Source organism: Corynebacterium sp., assembly GCF_030532965.1.
In the GTDB taxonomy this organism is placed as follows: Bacteria; Actinomycetota; Actinomycetes; order Mycobacteriales; family Mycobacteriaceae; genus Corynebacterium.
Genome location: NZ_JAUNKC010000001.1, coordinates 39,990 through 56,718 on the forward strand (window position 1 = coordinate 39,990; position 16,729 = coordinate 56,718).

General features: G+C 54.4%; 17 protein-coding genes, 1 pseudogene and 1 riboswitch. Of the genes and pseudogenes, 10 read left to right on the forward strand and 8 right to left on the reverse strand.

The annotated features are described in order from the left end of the window. Positions 1-233: 233 nt before the first annotated feature. A riboswitch (cobalamin riboswitch) is annotated at positions 234-441 on the forward strand. 46 nt (positions 442-487) lie between these two features. From Q4D85_RS00190 to Q4D85_RS00205, 4 genes are read left to right on the forward strand one after another with little or no spacing between them, the layout of a single operon-like run. Further along, positions 488-1,183: an energy-coupling factor ABC transporter permease gene (locus Q4D85_RS00190; RefSeq protein WP_303197379.1), complete on the forward strand. Its 696-nt coding sequence runs from the start codon at positions 488-490 to the stop codon at positions 1,181-1,183. 26 nt (positions 1,184-1,209) lie between these two features. Next, positions 1,210-1,545 carry an energy-coupling factor ABC transporter substrate-binding protein gene (locus Q4D85_RS00195; protein WP_303197382.1) on the forward strand — a complete coding sequence of 112 codons (336 nt, stop codon included), beginning with the start codon at positions 1,210-1,212 and terminating at the stop codon, positions 1,543-1,545. Continuing rightward, a complete protein-coding gene (locus tag Q4D85_RS00200; RefSeq protein ID WP_303197384.1) occupies positions 1,546-2,274 on the forward strand; it encodes an energy-coupling factor transporter transmembrane protein EcfT in 729 nt (242 codons plus the stop codon). 22 nt (positions 2,275-2,296) lie between these two features. Beyond that, positions 2,297-3,100, forward strand: coding sequence for an energy-coupling factor ABC transporter ATP-binding protein (locus tag Q4D85_RS00205; protein ID WP_303197386.1), 804 nt, complete (start codon positions 2,297-2,299; stop codon positions 3,098-3,100). 4 nt (positions 3,101-3,104) lie between these two features. On the opposite strand, the gene Q4D85_RS00210 is transcribed toward Q4D85_RS00205, so the two are convergent. Then, the gene (locus Q4D85_RS00210) at positions 3,105-3,572 is read right to left on the reverse strand and encodes an HIT family protein (protein ID WP_303197387.1); all 468 of its coding nucleotides are present in this window, start codon (positions 3,570-3,572) and stop codon (positions 3,105-3,107) included. Positions 3,573-4,000: 428 nt separating this feature from the next. Here Q4D85_RS00210 and Q4D85_RS00215 point away from each other — a divergent pair, with 428 nt between their 5' ends. Continuing rightward, on the forward strand, positions 4,001-5,890 hold the full coding sequence (locus Q4D85_RS00215; RefSeq protein ID WP_303197390.1) for a hypothetical protein: 1,890 nt from the start codon (positions 4,001-4,003) through the stop codon (positions 5,888-5,890). A 53-nt stretch (positions 5,891-5,943) separates the two neighbouring features. On the opposite strand, the gene Q4D85_RS00220 is transcribed toward Q4D85_RS00215, so the two are convergent. Then, positions 5,944-6,273 (reverse strand): putative quinol monooxygenase, encoded by a 330-nt coding sequence (locus Q4D85_RS00220; protein WP_303197393.1) that lies wholly within the window; start codon positions 6,271-6,273, stop codon positions 5,944-5,946. Between the two features lie 100 nt (positions 6,274-6,373). Between Q4D85_RS00220 and Q4D85_RS00225 the strand changes: the two genes are divergently transcribed. Further along, positions 6,374-8,269, forward strand: a complete 1,896-nt coding sequence (locus tag Q4D85_RS00225) for a hypothetical protein (RefSeq protein ID WP_303197395.1) — start codon at positions 6,374-6,376, stop codon at positions 8,267-8,269. A 123-nt stretch (positions 8,270-8,392) separates the two neighbouring features. On the opposite strand, the gene Q4D85_RS00230 is transcribed toward Q4D85_RS00225, so the two are convergent. Further along, a complete protein-coding gene (locus Q4D85_RS00230) occupies positions 8,393-8,545 on the reverse strand; it encodes a hypothetical protein (protein WP_303197397.1) in 153 nt (50 codons plus the stop codon). Positions 8,546-8,890: 345 nt separating this feature from the next. Continuing rightward, complete coding sequence (locus Q4D85_RS00235; RefSeq protein ID WP_303197398.1) at positions 8,891-9,802, reverse strand: LysR substrate-binding domain-containing protein; 912 nt, start codon at positions 9,800-9,802, stop codon at positions 8,891-8,893. Between the two features lie 79 nt (positions 9,803-9,881). On the opposite strand from Q4D85_RS00235, the gene Q4D85_RS00240 reads away from it, so the two are divergent. Beyond that, positions 9,882-10,775, forward strand: coding sequence for an EamA family transporter (locus tag Q4D85_RS00240; protein ID WP_303197399.1), 894 nt, complete (start codon positions 9,882-9,884; stop codon positions 10,773-10,775). Positions 10,776-10,899: 124 nt separating this feature from the next. Then, entirely contained in the window at positions 10,900-11,094 is a 195-nt protein-coding gene (locus Q4D85_RS00245; protein ID WP_303197401.1) for an integrase core domain-containing protein, read from the forward strand. A gap of 208 nt (positions 11,095-11,302) precedes the next feature. Here Q4D85_RS00245 and Q4D85_RS00250 read toward each other — a convergent pair whose 3' ends face one another. From Q4D85_RS00250 to ychF, 4 genes and pseudogenes are all read right to left on the reverse strand, one after another. Continuing rightward, positions 11,303-11,791, reverse strand: a complete 489-nt coding sequence (locus Q4D85_RS00250) for a hypothetical protein (RefSeq protein ID WP_303197403.1) — start codon at positions 11,789-11,791, stop codon at positions 11,303-11,305. An 893-nt stretch (positions 11,792-12,684) separates the two neighbouring features. Further along, entirely contained in the window at positions 12,685-12,984 is a 300-nt protein-coding gene (locus tag Q4D85_RS00255; protein ID WP_303197404.1) for a HigA family addiction module antitoxin, read from the reverse strand. A gap of 8 nt (positions 12,985-12,992) precedes the next feature. Then, positions 12,993-13,273, reverse strand: a pseudogene (locus Q4D85_RS00260) (type II toxin-antitoxin system RelE/ParE family toxin). Between the two features lie 40 nt (positions 13,274-13,313). Continuing rightward, positions 13,314-14,399: a redox-regulated ATPase YchF gene (gene ychF, locus Q4D85_RS00265; protein ID WP_303197406.1), complete on the reverse strand. Its 1,086-nt coding sequence runs from the start codon at positions 14,397-14,399 to the stop codon at positions 13,314-13,316. A 244-nt stretch (positions 14,400-14,643) separates the two neighbouring features. Between ychF and Q4D85_RS00270 the strand changes: the two genes are divergently transcribed. Continuing rightward, positions 14,644-16,287, forward strand: coding sequence for a sodium-dependent transporter (locus Q4D85_RS00270; protein WP_303197407.1), 1,644 nt, complete (start codon positions 14,644-14,646; stop codon positions 16,285-16,287). Further along, positions 16,284-16,481, forward strand: a complete 198-nt coding sequence (gene metS, locus Q4D85_RS00275; protein WP_047261676.1) for a methionine/alanine import NSS transporter subunit MetS — start codon at positions 16,284-16,286, stop codon at positions 16,479-16,481. Before Q4D85_RS00270 ends, metS begins: the two co-directional genes overlap by 4 nt. Positions 16,482-16,729: the final 248 nt, after the last annotated feature.

Consider the following 16,729-nt stretch of genomic DNA (forward strand, 5'->3'; position numbering starts at 1 on the left):
AAGAAAGTTTGCATGACGACATGTAGGCAGTAGCAAACGTGACCAAATTGGGAGATTTACATTCACAAACGCTAGATGTCGTCATTAGTCCTTACCCACAAAATACCTTCGGGCAATAACTACATTTCTTAGATGCCTCTGCATTGCCACCGCACCAGTCTCACAGTCAGGGATTTCTCCCCCACCCGCGACCGGCCACCACGGGAACACCAATTATTTGAATCGAATGTGTATCACTCTCCGAAGCCACTAGACTTTGATGTGTGTCTTAGTGAACGGGAATGCCGATGAAAATTCGGCAGCGGACCTCGCCACTGTAAGCACCAGATTTGTAAGAAATTGCAGAAGTTTGCTGCGCCACTGGGTTGTTATTGCCTGGGAAGGCTAGTAAAACGCAATCGGTGCGAAGCCAGGAGACCGGCTAGGACACGGCTGACTGACAATGTGCTTGCGAGGACTCAAGCACCGACGTTGAAAGAAGTGCATAATGCATATTGCTGAGGGGTTCCTCCCCGTATCCCAGGCTGTCGCCTGGACTGCCGCCGCCGCGCCGTTTGTTATTCATGGTGCGATGAAGGTGAATAAACAGATCAAAGAACAACCAGAAACCGGGATGCTGCTGGGGGCAGCAGGCGCTTTCACCTTCGTGTTATCGGCGCTGAAAATCCCGTCCGTTACTGGTTCGTCGTCTCACCCGACCGGAACCGGCTTAGGTGCGGTCCTATTCAAACCACCGATCATGGCTTTCGTCGGAACCATCGTCTTACTGTTCCAGGCCTTGTTATTGGCGCACGGCGGCATAACCACACTGGGCGCCAATGCGTTTTCGATGGCGATCGTCGGCCCGTGGGTCGGATACGGTGCATGGAAGCTGGTTCGCAGCGTTGGCGGTTCCTTTGAAGTGGGGATTTTCTGTGCCGCGTTGTTCGCCGATTTCTCCACCTATGTGGTGACCGCCATCCAATTGTCGATAGCCCATCACGCCAATGGTTTTACTAACGCGCTGACCACTTTCTTAGCGTTATACGCCCCAACCCAGGTTCCGTTGGCAATCGTTGAGGCTATCGTCACCGTCCTTATCGCCCGGACACTGCGCCGTATCGCAACGTCCGACCTGATAACGCTTGGTGTGCTAAGCCGCACTGAAGAAACCCCATCCGAGCCGCAATCGGTATCGGCTTAGCCACTCGACGATAAGGAGTAAGACCTATGAAACAATCACGGCTAGTCACCATCGGCCTTATCGCGGTGGCTATTATCATCGCAGCTTTCCCCATGTTCTTTAACCTCGGTGATCCGAATTCGGAGGAACCATTCGCAGGCACAGACGCGTCTGCGGAATCCATTGTCGCCGAAGAAAACCCCGCATACGAACCGTGGTACGAGCCGCTCGTCGGGGAGCTGCCCGGCGAAGTGGAATCCGGACTATTCGCGCTGCAAGCGGGGCTAGGAGCCGGTGTTCTAGGGTACGTTCTTGGTGTGTACCGGGGCCGGATGCACCCGCGTCGCCGCGAAGAAGCGACCACCGCCGACGATTCGCAGTAGATGAATCCGCTGGAACTGGCTGCCGCGCGCAGTCACTGGGCGCACCACAACGTCGGTGAAAAGGCCTTGCTATTCATCGGTAGTGCGATCCTCGCGGTTGCGCTGCCGCCCATCCCCGGATTGCCGCTTATTGCGGCACTTATCGCCGGGGCGGTCATTCGGGCTCAGATCCCACTGAAGCTCTATTTCGGGGTGTGCGCCGCGCCCATGAGCTTTGTCATCATTGGTGTCATTCCGCTTCTGCTGAGTATCACGACGCATGGCATTGAGCTGCATCTTTCCCAATGGGAACAAGCACTAACAGTGGCATCGCGCTCTTGTGTAGCCACCGCAGCGGTCATGGCTTTCGCCCTTACCACCCCGATGGCTGAGATCATCGCGTGGAGTCTTCATATCGGCATGCCAACCACCCTGGTGTATGTGGTTACCGCCATGTATCGCATGGTCAATACCCTCATTGGTAGCGCACGCACCATGTGGGAGGCGCAGGCGATGCGGCTTGGCCACTCCTCAGTAAAACGGTGGATCGGTTCGGTTGCGGGACAAGCGGCGGGGTTATTCGTCATCGCCCTTGATCGCGCCCGCAGATTAAGCGAAGGACTCGAACTGCGGGCGGATCGCACGGCGTTGCTGGTCGCCCACCCGCGTCGACAAGCAAACACCGCCCGCCTCGGCTGCTACGGCTCGGTCTTAGCCGCAATAACTGCGCTTAGTTTCATTAGTTTCTAAACCCCTATCACAAGCATTCCCCATGGATAAGCACACCCCAGCACCCATCGTTTCGGTAGATACAATCGCGTTTCATCGCGACGGGATTCCCGTCTTAATCGATGCGTCCCTCGACATTCATCCAGGTCAACGCATCGCCGTTTTGGGCCGAAACGGTGCCGGAAAATCCACACTGTTTCGGCAAATTGCGGGGGCATGGAAACCATCGTCGGGCACAATCACCCTTGACGGCAAGCCGTATTCCTATTCGAGGAAAGGCCGCGACACGATCCGAAACACCGTCCAAATGGTGCTACAGGAACCCGACGACCAAATTTTCGCCACCACTGTCGCCGCCGACGTGTCCTTCGGGCCGATCAACCAGGGATTGTCGGACACGGAAGTCGCACACCGGGTCGCCACCGCACTTGAGCAGTGCGAAATCAGCCACTTGGCGGATCGGGTTCCGCACCAATTGTCGTTCGGCCAACGAAAACGCGTCGCTCTCGCCGGGGCGTTGGCGATGCAACCACGGGTTTTGCTTCTCGACGAACCCACGGCAGGCCTGGACCCATGTGGTGCTGCGCGGGTCACCGAAATACTCTCGGATCTTTCCGCAGCTGGAACCGCGATTGTTTTCGCCACCCACGACGTCAATTTCGCCTACGAAACCGCCGATACCGTGGCAGTGCTTATCGACGGCCACCTGACCGTCGGCGCGCCTGAAGCTTTGCTTGCCGACGAAGAACTCCTCAACAAAGCAGCACTGTGTCTACCGTGGGCGCCAGTGGTATCCGCCATACTTGGCCGCACCATCTACAGCATCGCCGATCTGAAGGAACAGTAAGCCCTTAGCCACGCAGCCGTTCGATCTCGGCGCGCAATTCGGCTCGCAATTCATCATGTGCTGGGCCAACTGCGTTATTCGGGTCGGTCCATTCGGATGAGGGGTGCATCCACACGGGTTTCGCGGTCAGCTCGCCTTCCCAATTAAAGCGCGGGAAGATATGAGCGTGGAGGAATGGGTCGAGGTTGCCGAGGATTTCGATATTGACGCGTCGAAAAGCGTCGTCGCGGCGCTTGCACACGTTTTCAATGGCGGAAACCGCAAGGTCAAGATCGGCGAGGAACTGCATCCGCTCCGGCTTCGGCAAATCCGACAGCGTGTTCACGCCCTTCTGCTTGGTCAATACCACGCAATATCCCGGCAAAAACTGGGTATCGCCGATGGCAACAAACGCTTGGTCTAATTCCGCAATCACCATCGGGTTCTCCCCCGCAATTGCCGAACCTATCCGATCATTTCGCCAATCTGACATGTAAAATCCCTTTCTGGTGGGCTTAGCATCGTCTAACAGGTGTAAAAACGTACACCTTTTTAGAGCCTAACCGAATACTGTACTCCCCTGCACCACGAATAAAGCCGCCGTCATGAATGGACCCGCCTTGGACGTTGATCCCAACGACACCAGTGTGACTGTTACTTAAAATCAAAATTAACAACTTCTCTCCAGTAATACCGAAATCTACAGTACGGAATTTTCTAACCCAAACCCTGTAACAGCCACCTGGTAAGACGTCAAAACGGCCAACGGGGCCAATTTAACCTGGTTGCCACTCGCAAGCTTCCCAGTTAGCGACGCCATTTTCATCGATTATTTTTCGCTTGGATGAGATGTGGGAGACAGTTCTTATACACTTTGTGATAGAGATATTTCCTTACCCATCCACAACATAAAGGTAACTTGTGGCCATCACACTCAATCTTTCAGACGTTGTTGATCAACGTTTCGCCCTGTACCGAGCCATCTCTGGCAAACCGAAATTCCGAACCGCACTGTCGCTGGCCGCGCTCGACTGCGTCACCACTTCCGACGTCCACTTTGCCGATGTCGGTTCCGCAGTCATAAGCGATTGGGGCCCTTTTACCCGAATTGTTGCTGAGGTATTCGATCCGCGCTCACAATCAACCACAACCGTGTGTGTTTTTCCTTGTCATGATGTTAGTCTGAATTTCTGTGAAGAATGCACCTTTGAAAAGGACTGTGAGCATGTCATTGCCGCACTGATTGCGGTTATTTGTCAAAAAACACATACCGATCCTGTCGAGCTTTTAGAAGCCTTCGACATGACCATTCCTACTACCTGGCCCAAAGTTAATCGCAGCCGCAGCAATAGCGGTATCAGTGGGGATCACATAGAACACACCGACAACATCCCTTCATCTGATTTGCTATCATTCGATGACGACGCTGTTGCTGCAGATCCCGTATCGCAGTTACTTGATTCCTTTCCTCACAACAGCCTCAGAGACCTTATCAATCAAGCCACAGTGGAGATTCCCGAATTTGCCCGCTGGTTGGATGAAAAAGCAACGATCGCACTGGGTAGTGACTCTGACATTGCCGCTATGCTCAACACCAAAGTTAAAAGCTTCAAAACCCTTTTCAAAAATTATCACTCTGAAGATCAAAGACTGCTGAACGCGTTAAACGAGCTTTTAAGCATCATTGAGGAGCACACAAACCTTGGCCGCGGCAAGGCAGTGGTCAAGCAGACTCGGAACTTGCTGGAATTCCTTGATTCCGCTTATGTTGATGAATTTAAACCCCATATGCAACGATTAATTTCACTGTATATTCGATTGGTCAAAGATACCAAAGTTCGTCCCATCAACCTGGCAAAGTGGCTGCTGAAACAACAACTCGCCAACACCTTTGGCACCCAATTACTTATTTCCGACTTTTTGCCGCTTTTCAACGAAGCCGCCATTACTCACTATGAATCTTCGCTTCAAACATCCCTTTCTGAAGCCGAAGAAAACTACGAGTATTTCAGTTTTTTCTCTCCGGCTATTCCTTTGCTAGTGGAATTGAAGAAAGCACAAGGCGATTGGCAATCCGCACTGGAACTTCTTTTAGCACATGGCGAAGGATCTAAAGCACTGGAGTTAGTTTTCAAAGCCCCAGTATCTCTGGAGCAACAAACACGGTGGTTGATAACCATTAAAGACCTTGCTGACGAAACCCTGCTTCGGGTTTCTCAAATTTCCGATTCCTACCACATTTTTTACAATCTCATCTCAACCAACCAACTCGCAGCAGCAGAGCTATACCTACGCACCTACTACGCTGTCTTCCCATCCCCCGAGTGTTTATTTAACCTCATGGTGCTCAACGAGTTGCAATCCGGGGCGCTCAACGACGACATCCATACACTGGTTAATGACACCTTTAATCACTTCGGACTGCCATCTGGGGTACATCAAGTAATCTACACACATCACGATCCAGCGGCCTTCAACGCGTTTATGGCAGACGTCGAAAATTACGGGCTTGAGCCTGACGTCTGGACACAAGTACTATGCCGGTTGACAATCTTAAACCCCACTTTGGCTGCCGAAATAGCTGCGCGACAGGCCTGGATGCATCTCGACAACACCGGTGAGTCTGCGTACTATGGTGCCGCAAAAGTACTCAGCCGCATCCTTATTGCCAGTGAATTTCATTCTCAGACAGTACGCCAAGAAATTTCGAGCTACATTAACCAGGAGGTCGAAGAAATGAAATCCCGGTATTCCGCCCGCCGCCGAATGCACGCGATCTTTGCAGAGACATTTGCAAAGTTCGGTTTCTAGCCTTTCGCCGCTTTTTGACACAGTGTTGGGCGGAGTCGGCGGCGTGGGTTTTCCTAAGTTGAACCCGAAGCTATGTGGCACCGCACTGTCGACTCCGAAGCCGACGCCTGTGAACTTTCAATCTTGGTAAAGCGGCGTTCTATCCCAATTGTGGCTTGTCCCCATTGGCTTTCTGACGCCCGTTTTTGGTGCGCAGCAAACGCAGCCGGGTCGACAAACGATTCTGATACTTCCCACACCAGCGGGTTAGCTGTTTGCACAACATCAAAGAATACGCAACCTTCTTCGTTGCGGGTTAAGGAAATATGTTCCGGCAAAAGTTCCTCCACCAGTATCAATTCAGCCTGGTTGGCACATATGAGTTGGCCGGTTAATATCACCATTTTCTCAAACCTCTGTCCCCCGCACCGACGTTATTAATAAATATTTCCACTACACTTCGATGTAGGAATTTGCTCACTTATCATCGTATAAAGGTAACCCGTGACCATCACCCTTGATCTTTCCCGCGTCATCGACCAACGTTTCGCACTGTATCGAAGCATCGCTGGCAAGCCGAAATTCCGAACCGCGCTGTCGCTGGCTGCGCTCGACTGCGTGACCACCTGCGACGTCACCTTCGCCGATATTGGCACTGCGGTCATGGGAGGTTGGGGCCCGTTTACCCGCATTGTTGCTGAGGTTTTCGACCCTCGCGCGGAAACAACCACCACGGTATTCGTATTTCCCTGCCACGATGCCGGCCTTAATTCCTGCACACGATGCACCTTTGATAAAAACTGCGAACACATCATCGCCGCGTTACTGGCGGTCACCTGCGACGAGACCCAAACCGACCCCGTCGAACTGTTAGACACCTTCGGCATGACCATCCCCACCACCTGGCCGACAGTTAGTCGCGGCCGCAGCGATCACAGCAGCGGCAATGACACCAGCTATTCCTTCAACGATGACAGCACCACTACCGACGCGCTATCCTTCGACGACGACATCGTTGAGGCCGATCCCGTATCGCAATTTCTTGATTCCTTCCCCCACAGCACTCTTAGGCGGCTGATCGACCAAGCCGCCCACGAGGTACCCGAATTCGCCCGCTGGCTGGAAGAAAAATCCACCATTGCACTCGGCAGCGACTCGGACATCGCCGCGATGCTGAACACCAAAGTCAAAGAATTCAAAACGCTTTTAAAGAGCTCCTACGGCAACGAGGCGAAACTCACCGCCGCCCTGGATGAGCTCTTAAAGATCATTGAAGAACACACCAACCTGGGCCGGGGCAAAGCCGTCGCAAAGCAAGCGCGAAACCTCCTGGAAATCCTCGACTCCGCCTACAAACTCGAAGCGCTCAACCTACACATGCAGCAGCTGATTTCGCTGTATATCCGCCTGTGCCAAGACACCAACGTTCGCCCCATTAACCTGGCGAAATGGCTAGTGAAACAACAACTTGCCAACGCGGCACGCACCCAGCTTCATATCTCCGACTTTTTGCCGCTTTTCGACGACCCCGCCACCACCCACTACGAAACCACCCTGCAAACCGCACACGCGGAAACCGAAGAATCCCACCAATTTTTCAGCTACTCCTCCCCCGCCTTCCCGCTGCTCGTGGCGTTTAAACAAGCCCAAGGCGACTGGCACGCCGCGCTGGAACTCCTGCTCGCAAAAGGCAAAGGAACGAAAGCACTTGCGCTGGTTTTCCGCGCTCCGGTATCCCTGGAACAACAAACCCAGTGGTTAACCACCATCAAAAACCGCGCCGCCGACGGCTCCCTCAAAGCCGACAGCGCCAGCACGTCACATGACGTCTTTTCCACCCTCATCGCCACGAACCAACTGGCGGCGGCGGAACTCTATCTACGCACTTACTACGCCATTGCACCAACCGCCGAATGCTTCTTTAATCTCATGGTGCTCAATGAAATCCAATCTGGCGCACTCTCCGACGACCTTCGCGCACTGCTTGACACCACCAACGGCTATTTCGGCATGCAATCCGGGCTGCACCAAGCGATCTTTACCCACCACCAACCGGCGGAATTCAACAAACTCATGTCCAATCCCGAAAACTACGGATTCGACGCCGACACCTGGAAACGCGAACTAAGCTGGCTGGCAATCGTCAACCCCGCTCTCGCCGCCGACATCGCCGTCCAGCACGCGTGGCAACAACTGGAAAACGTCGGCGAAACCGCGTACTACAACGCCGCGAAAGTACTCAACCGGGTCCTCACCGCCAGCGAATTCCACTCCCCGACGACACAACAAGAAACCAAAAATTACCTCAAAAAAGCAATCACCGACATGGAAGCACGCTACTCCACCCGCCGCCGCATGCGGGAGATCTTCGACGAGACATTCGCAAAGTTCGGGTTGTAAGTCTGCAGCCAAATGTCTCCCTCATCCACAACGTTGACGGAGACTGCCACCTAAACGTCTGGTTGTCATTTTCGCTTACCTGCTTAAGACGACGAACGAGAGCTTTAGTGTACTTTTCAGGATCTAGATTCCCAGCAGGAATAATCGGAAGGCATAATCCCAGTCCAGCCAACTCAGTCGCCAGTTGAACGAACCCATCCCGATGGCGATGCCTCGGATGAGCCGGATTCCGATAATCACCTTTTCCGAAGCAGTCGTAGATGATGACGTCAGCACGGTCAGAAAATACGTTTGGCAGCGACCTAATCAGACGCGATGGTATCCAGGAAGGCTCAGGCGGCGGACCTTGATATGACCGCGTCCCGCCAGCGCGGCGGCGCTCAGGAGGGGTCAGCCGCAGGGACTGCTGTTCGGCGGAGTCGGCAACCATCGCGGTGATGGCTAGGCGGTCATCGATGGTGGCGAACCGCCATCCCTTTGTTTGGGCGGGCGGCGGGTTGGTTGGCAGGGCTTGGCTGACGGGGCCTGACGCGCCAGGAATCGCCGTCACGGCCGACTAGTAACACTGGTCGCACTTATGACGGTGATGCGGTGCTGGGGCATGTTCCCGGCAAGACCTAGTCACACTGTTGACGCATCCGAGGAGGCGGTCGCAGCATCCAAATGATCGTGCAGGATGGCCTCCAGGAAAGATAGGGCAGCGGGGCTTGGGTTGAACTCGTTCCAGGCCAAATACTCGACTCTCCGGGGGCCGTCGACAAGCGGGACTGTGACGACATCCGGATCATGCGGGATGACATGAGCAGAGAGCATCCCGATCGCGAGTTCGTTGCGAATGATGCCGAGGATCAGATCGGTGGTCATAATCTCAAAAGCGACATCGCGGTGCAGCCCCGCAGCCTGGAAAGCGATATCGCTTTGAGCACGTCCAGCAGATCCGGCCGGGAAATCGACAAATGTCTCATCCGCGAGGTCGGCAAGGCGCAGGCGCTTACGCTGCGCCAAGCGATGACCCGCAGGCAGCGTTGCCACCAGTGCTTCGTGGGAGAGTTCGCGGAAGGCCAGCCCTTGGGGTGGCGTGCACTCGGCGAGCCCGAGGAACGCCACGTCCAGCCGTCCTGCTTGAATGTCGCTGACAAATTGTTCGCTGCCGCCGCCGCGCAGGCGTACCTGCACCGCGGGATGTGTCGTGTGGAAACTTGCCAGCACCCTCGGGATATCGACGGCAGCAACCGTCGGGATCACACCGATCGTGAGGGTGCCACGCACCTGACCCTCGGCGGCTGCGGCATCCACCATGGCCCGTTCGGTTGCCTGTAGCGCTTCACGGGCAGAAGCCACGAAGGCTTCGCCCGCGGCGGTGAGCTCCACGCGACGCGATGTACGGGCGAATAACTGCACGCCAAGCTCCCGCTCGAGCGCCTTGATCTGGTGGCTAAGCGCTGACTGCACCACGAAGCAGCGCTCTGCTGCCCTAGTGAAACTGCCTTCTTCGGCGATGGCAACCGCGTATCGCATCTGTTGCAACTCCATGCATTCATGATACTTGTGCATAATTGAAATGAAAAACATGTATTGGACTCATATTAAGTTTGCCAATAACCTGAACGCCATGACAACAAATACCCACGTCAACGGGAATCAGGCAGGATGGATCGCCCTGACCGCATTGGCGCCGATCGTGTGGGGAACCACCTACATCGTCACCACTCACCTCTTGCCCGACGGGCACCCCATCTTCGCCGCGTTCATGCGGACCTTGCCGCCGGGAATCATCGCGCTCGCATTGTCACGCCAACTCCCACGCGGGCACTGGTGGTGGAAAAGTCTTGTTCTTGGTGGTTTGAACATGGCAGCATTCTTTCCCCTCCTGTTCGTTGCCGCGCAACGGCTCCCGGGCGGGGTGGCCGCAACGCTTGGCGCGATCCAACCCATCTTGATTGCCTTCCTCGCGGTCCTCATCCTCCGCGAGCGACTCTCAGGCTGGCGGCTCTGGTGGGGCGTCGCCGGGATGGTTGGGGTCGGCATGGTCGTGTTAGGCCCCGACGCGGCTCTCGATCCGGTAGGTATCTTCGCTGGAATAGCCGGTGCCGCATCGATGGGCACCGGCGTCGTCCTCACCAAGCTGTGGGGACGTCCCGACCATGTGAGCGCCGTGGGCCTGGCTGGTTGGCAGCTCACCGCAGCAGGCCTACTGCTACTGATCCCCGCACTCGTTGTGGACGGTATCCCTGAGCACATCGACGCAGCCGCGTGGGTCGGCTATGCCTGGCTCGGCCTCTTTGGCGCCCTCCTGACCTACACCATCTGGTTCGCTGGCATCCGGAACCTATCCGTGACCCCAACGGCCCTGCTAGGACTATTGTCCCCCTTGACTGCTGCACTCCTTGGCGCGCTCATCGTCGGCGAATCCCTCAACCTCCTGCAACTGGTCGGTTTCGCCACCGCACTCACAGCACTGTTCGCAGGCCAAGTGCCCGCCACCAGGAAAAAGAAAACCTCTTAAAAACTGGTCAAGTATCGGCGTAGCAACCGCACTGAGCCGCTTAAGGTCTTCCTAGACGAACAAAGCCATAACTGGAGTTACCCTTGGTTGGCGGACATTGGATTAAGGCGGATTTGATGTCCGTTTGGACCGAAGGAGATGGAAAACCATCATCGAAGCACGCACCTCAGTCGCCCGCTGGATCGAAGAAGTCTACAACCGACAACGCAGACACTCATACCTCAACATGGCAACGCCCGTAGATTATGAAAACCAACACAACCACCTAAAATTTGCGGGAAACCCCAGGCTGCTGGGTCTTTTTCGGAAGAACTGTTAATGGCGGAGCCATGTATTCCTGTACCAAATCAACAGCTAAAAACACCCTACTGGAGACTGTTTGTAGTGTGTGAGGGGTTTGTGCCCTTCACGCACAATTGGCGGGTACCGATCCGCATTACGGAAAGCAAACGTCACAACGCATCTACGGTGTGGAAAGCAGGATACGCAGACTTTGCTTCCCCTTTGAGCGGTGACGGGACGTTTGCCTAGAGGCGACTCATACACTCATCGATGTAAACGCGGGAGAGAGCTTGGCCAGCGGCCTCGGTTGTGTCGTCGTAGGCGGCGGTCATCGCGCTGATGTCGTCGATTGAGGTCACCGCAGTCTGCAAGTAGGTCTTCCAGATGGCAAACTCTTCCTCCAGCCCCTCCGGTGGAGTGGTGATCTGCTCAACGAGGGCAAGTTTCATTTTCACTTGGTCGGCAGAGGCCATGCCTGAAATGTTTGCAGTGAACGTCGTGGCTGCGGTATCGATGTCGGTGAGCATCACCTCACAGAAGGATCCGTCGGTCGCGGCGGGGTCTTTTTTCTCGGGTTTTTCCGGAGAAGTGCTCGATGCAGGAGCCGTGGCTACCGTGTCAGATGCTGCGGTGTCGCTGGCATTGCTGCTGACGGAATCGTTGCTACAGCCAGCAATACTTACAGCTATGGATGTCAGGAGGGTGAGGGTGCCAAGGGTCCGGGATATTTTCATGCCCCGCAGTATATTGACTACCGTGGATATTGTCATTCAAATTTAGTCAATTATTAAAGGAGTCTCAGCGCATGGGGGTGCATTGTTCGATCGGGGACGGGGCTGGATCCGGCTCCTTGCCAGTTTTTTCTAGGTTTGGAGTGCGTTGTTCATTTTGTAAGGACTTCTGGCATTCAGGGATTGAGTGCATAACCTTCTGCGCCCCTAACGCAGCCCGCGAAAATTCTCCCGCATTCGTTATCCGTGACGACTGCCACGTTCAGAGAGTTTGCAAGTTCTCACCGTCCGCGTTTCTTCGAGCTTGTATTCGGCGAACATTTGCTCATTGCAGGATCACACGGTGCTGGTAAATCCACCCTTCTGCGCTGGATAAACTCTGGTCAAGCCCAAGACTAATCATCAGCATCGGGTTCAATTACTTTCTACAGGTCGAATGGTGCCGCAGTCCAGCGACATCCACGTCGTGGCGATCCTGGCCTCACTGAGAAACTATGGACTACTAGGATCAACGCACTAAGTTTTGGTGTTTTGCATCCTTCGTTGTGGAATAACCCAATCCCCACCGATCGGTCGGCAACCAACGCCGGGTGCAGATCGCACTGGCCATTGCAAACGCACCCAACAACCTTGTACCAATTACCTTCACTTTTCGACGATTGCGGTGCTGGAATCAGTATTGTTCACGTGGAATGGCACACTCATCGTAGCCAGCCACGACCGCTGGCTTATTGAACATTGGAATAAGCACCACATCGAGATTGCCGCACCAGTGGCATAGCTGAACGATAAAATTCGGAATCCTGTCTAGGCTGCTAAAAGTAGTAAACACCCAGCGACAACCTGTCGGTGGGTGTCTTGCATCGTGAAGTTAAACAGAATCGACTTTTTGTCTGTTAAGCGGCATCAAGTGGTTGAATTTCCGCGATTTGCTCGCCGACCTTTTCCTCTGCCAGTTCGAGCTCGTAGCGTGATTGCAGGTTTAACCAAAACTTCGGCTCCATACCAAAGTACTTCCCTAGCCGAAGTGCAGTATCGGCAGTGATTCCGCGCTTCCCATGCACAATCTCGTTGATTCGGCGCGGTGGCACGCCAATTGACACAGCCAGTTTGTTCTGGGTTATTCCGAACCCCTTGATAAAATCCTCCATCAAGACTTCACCAGGGTGAATCGGAGGATAAAGCTTCTCAGTCATATCGCACCTCAATGATAATCCTCGATAGTCACGTCCTCGGGACCGCCGTCAGTCCACCGAAATGTAATCCGCCACTGTTTATTAACCCGGATACTGTAGCGCCCCTTTCGGTTCCTTTGAGCGCCTCCAAGCGATTACCAGGTGGCACTCTAAGCGTGTCAAGGGTGGTCGCCGCATCAAGTTGATGAAGTTTCCGGTTAGCAGCTTTATGTATTCGCGGATCAAGCTTCGGAACAGCTTCACGCCGCCATACCCGTTCGGTATCCCGGTCACCAAAAGATATGATCACACGATAAGCCTGCCACAATTAACGAGAAACGTCAATAACGCTAAACGTTAAACTTAAACTCCACCACGTCCCCATCGACCATGACGTAGTCTTTGCCTTCCATGCGCACTTTTCCTTGTGCTTTGGCTTCGGCCATGGAGCCTGCTTTGTCAAGGTCTTCGAAGGAAACGATCTCTGCTTTGATGAAGCCGCGTTCGAAGTCGGTGTGGATTACACCGGCGGCTTTGGGGGCGGTGTCGCCTTTGTGGATCGTCCAGGCGCGGGATTCCTTCGGGCCAGCGGTGAGGTAGGTTTGCAAGCCCAAGGTGGCGAAACCGGCTTTCGCCAGGGAATGTAGCCCGGGTTCGGTTTGACCGACGGACTCTAAAAGTTCGAGGGCTTCCTCCTCATCAAGTTCAAGGAGTTCGGTCTCAGTCTTTGCGTCGAGGAATACGCAGTCGGCGGGGGCGACGAGGTCGCGGAGCTGCTGCTTGCGGGCGTCGTCAAGCAAAACTTCCTCGTCGGAGTTGAAAACGTACAGGAACGGCTTGGCCGTCATTAAATGCAGGTCGCGCAGGAGTGCAAGGTCGATGTCGCCGGATTTTGCGGCGGAAAACAGGGTGCGGTCGTCCTCAAGGATTTCTTTTGCCTGCTTGGTGGCAGCGACGGTGTCGGCGAGCTCCTTGTTTTTCTTCGCTTCTTTCTCCAGTCGCGGCAATGCCTTTTCAATGGTTTGGAGGTCGGCGAGAATGAGCTCGGTATTGATGATTTGAATGTCGGTGCTGGGGTCGACTTTGCCATCGACGTGGATGACGTTTTCGTCAGCGAATGCGCGCACAACCTGGCAGATCGCGTCGGCTTCCCGGATGTTAGCGAGGAAGGCGTTACCCATTCCTTCGCCTTCGGATGCGCCTTTGACGATTCCGGCGATGTCGACGAAAGAAACGGTGGCGGGCAGAATGCGTTCCGAGCCGAAGATTTCGGCGAGCCGGGTTAGCCGTGCATCAGGCAGTTCGACGAGCCCAATATTGGGTTCGATGGTGGCAAATGGGTAATTTGCGGCAAGAACATCGTTGCGGGTCAGGGCGTTAAACAGAGTGGACTTGCCGACGTTGGGCAATCCGACGATTCCAAGAGTTAAGCTCACGGTGAATCATCCTATCATTTGGATCAAACCTGCTGTGGGTGGGGGTTATGGGGGTGCAGACACCCGCCCAGCGTCTCAAAATATGGGAAATAGTTTCCCATTTTTGGGGTGTTCTCGCTAAAATCATGCTTCATACTCAAAGTGAATGAAATGAGTTAAACGAAAAGCGGTCACCAAAAGTTCCGTTCATCCTTCGATTAATCACAATTGTTCACTGCCATTTTCTTCAACGAAAGGTTGTCTCATGGCACAACAAGTCGATCCGGCACAGCGGAGAGAGGTGTTTTCCAGCCGATGGGTCTTTATCCTCGCGGCGATTGGCTCCGCGGTGGGTCTGGGAAACATTTGGCGCTTTCCGTATGTTGCCTATGAAAACGGCGGCGGCGCTTTCTTGGTCCCCTACCTCATTGCGCTGTTGACCGCAGGTATCCCGTTGCTGTTTTTGGACTACGCGCTCGGCCACCGGTACCGTGGCTCCGACCCACTGATTTTTAGGCGTATCAAGCGCTGGGCCGAGCCGGTGGGCTGGATTCAGGTAGGTATTTGTTTCTTCATTACTATCTACTACGCCGCGATTATCGCGTGGGCTGGCCTTTACACCATTAAGTCTTTCAATAAGGCGTGGGGCGATGATCCCAATACCTATTTCTTTGAAACGTTCCTCCAAATGGACGGCAGCCAGACTTTCTCCACCTCTTATATCTGGGAGATTTTCATTGCTCTGGCAGTAGTCTGGGTAGCTGCGATCATCGTGTTGGCCATGGGCGTTGACTCTGGCATCGGTCGGGTGTCGAAAATTTTCATGCCGATCCTCACCGTTTTGTTCATCATCGTTGTGGTGCGCGCATTGTTCTTAGATGGCGCAGTCGACGGCCTGAATGCGTTCTTCACACCGAATTGGTCGGCGCTTTCGAATCCCACCGTGTGGGTGGCGGCATATGGTCAGATTTTCTTCTCCCTGTCTGTCAGCTTCGGCATCATGATGACCTACGCCTCCTACCTCAAGCCGCGCACCAACCTGACCGGCACCGGCCTGGTTACCGCTTTTGCCAACTCTTCTTTTGAGGTTCTCGCAGGTATCGGCGTGTTCGCAGCGTTGGGTTTCATGGCAATGCAACAGGGCGTGGGCGTCGACGAAGCGGCGACTTCCGGCATTGGTCTTGCGTTCATCGCCTTCCCCACCATCATTAACCAAATGCCATTGGGCGGTTTGTTCGGCGTATTGTTCTTCGGCTCCCTGACAATCGCAGGCTTTACCTCGTTGTTCTCCCTGTTCGAGGTTGTAGTCTCGGCAGTCAAGGACAAGCTGAACCTGCCGCGTAAAACCACCGCTATTTCGGTGGGTCTTATCATGGCGGTGCTCTCCCTCGCTCTGTTTGCGTCGGCGGGTGGCCTGGTTCACTTGGACATCATGGACAAGTTCACAAACAACATCGGTATCGTCGCGATCGCGCTTGTCATTATCGTGGTTATCGACTGGATCCTGCGCCGCATCGACGAGGTTGCCGGGCACCTCAACGTTGTTTCCTCTTTCCGGGTGGGTGTGTTGTGGCGAATTTGCGTTGTAAACATCACCACTTTGGTCTTGGGATTCACCCTGATCCAGGAACTCGTTACCTTGGTGAAAAAACCCTACGGCGACTACTCCGTGGCACAGGTTGCCATTTACGGATGGGGAGTGTTGGGCTTCATCGTGATTAGCTCGTTGATTATGAGCATGCTCAAGTGGCCCGCTGGCCTGCCATTGGATGGCCCTCCTGGATCCGACTTCGGCATCGAGCCAGAACTAGAGCGGTTACCGCAGGTTCCGCGCCAGTTCGACCCATCTGAACGCCGCGTGGCTGGTTTCGCCATCGAGCAATACGACCGGAAGGAATTGAAGAAATGACCGGTATTGCAATCACCATGCTGATTCTGTTCATCGTCGTGGTTTGGGGCGGATTAGCCGCAACACTAATCCACCTGCAGCGACACCCAGACGAAATGTCGGGGCAATTCGGCGACGCGGAGTTCGCCACCGATGAGGTATTGATCGCCCAGGAAATCCGGGAAGTGGTCATTACAACAGAAGTCCGCAAGTAGTTTTTTAAGGCTACGTCCGCACGTGGGAACCGGTACCGGTTGGTATCCGGCTACTGCGTGCGGTTTCGCTTTTCGACGCCCAGCCGACAATCAACGTCCGCCGCTGAGGGGAAGATCACTGCTTGTTAAATTTTTCGCCAATGGCAGTGAAAATTGCTTAAGAATTTGCCTGGCGGGCAAGGCGCAACCGCCACCAGTGACAGAAAATTTGCCACAATGATTCTGTGACTGATTTCCGCCCCACCTCA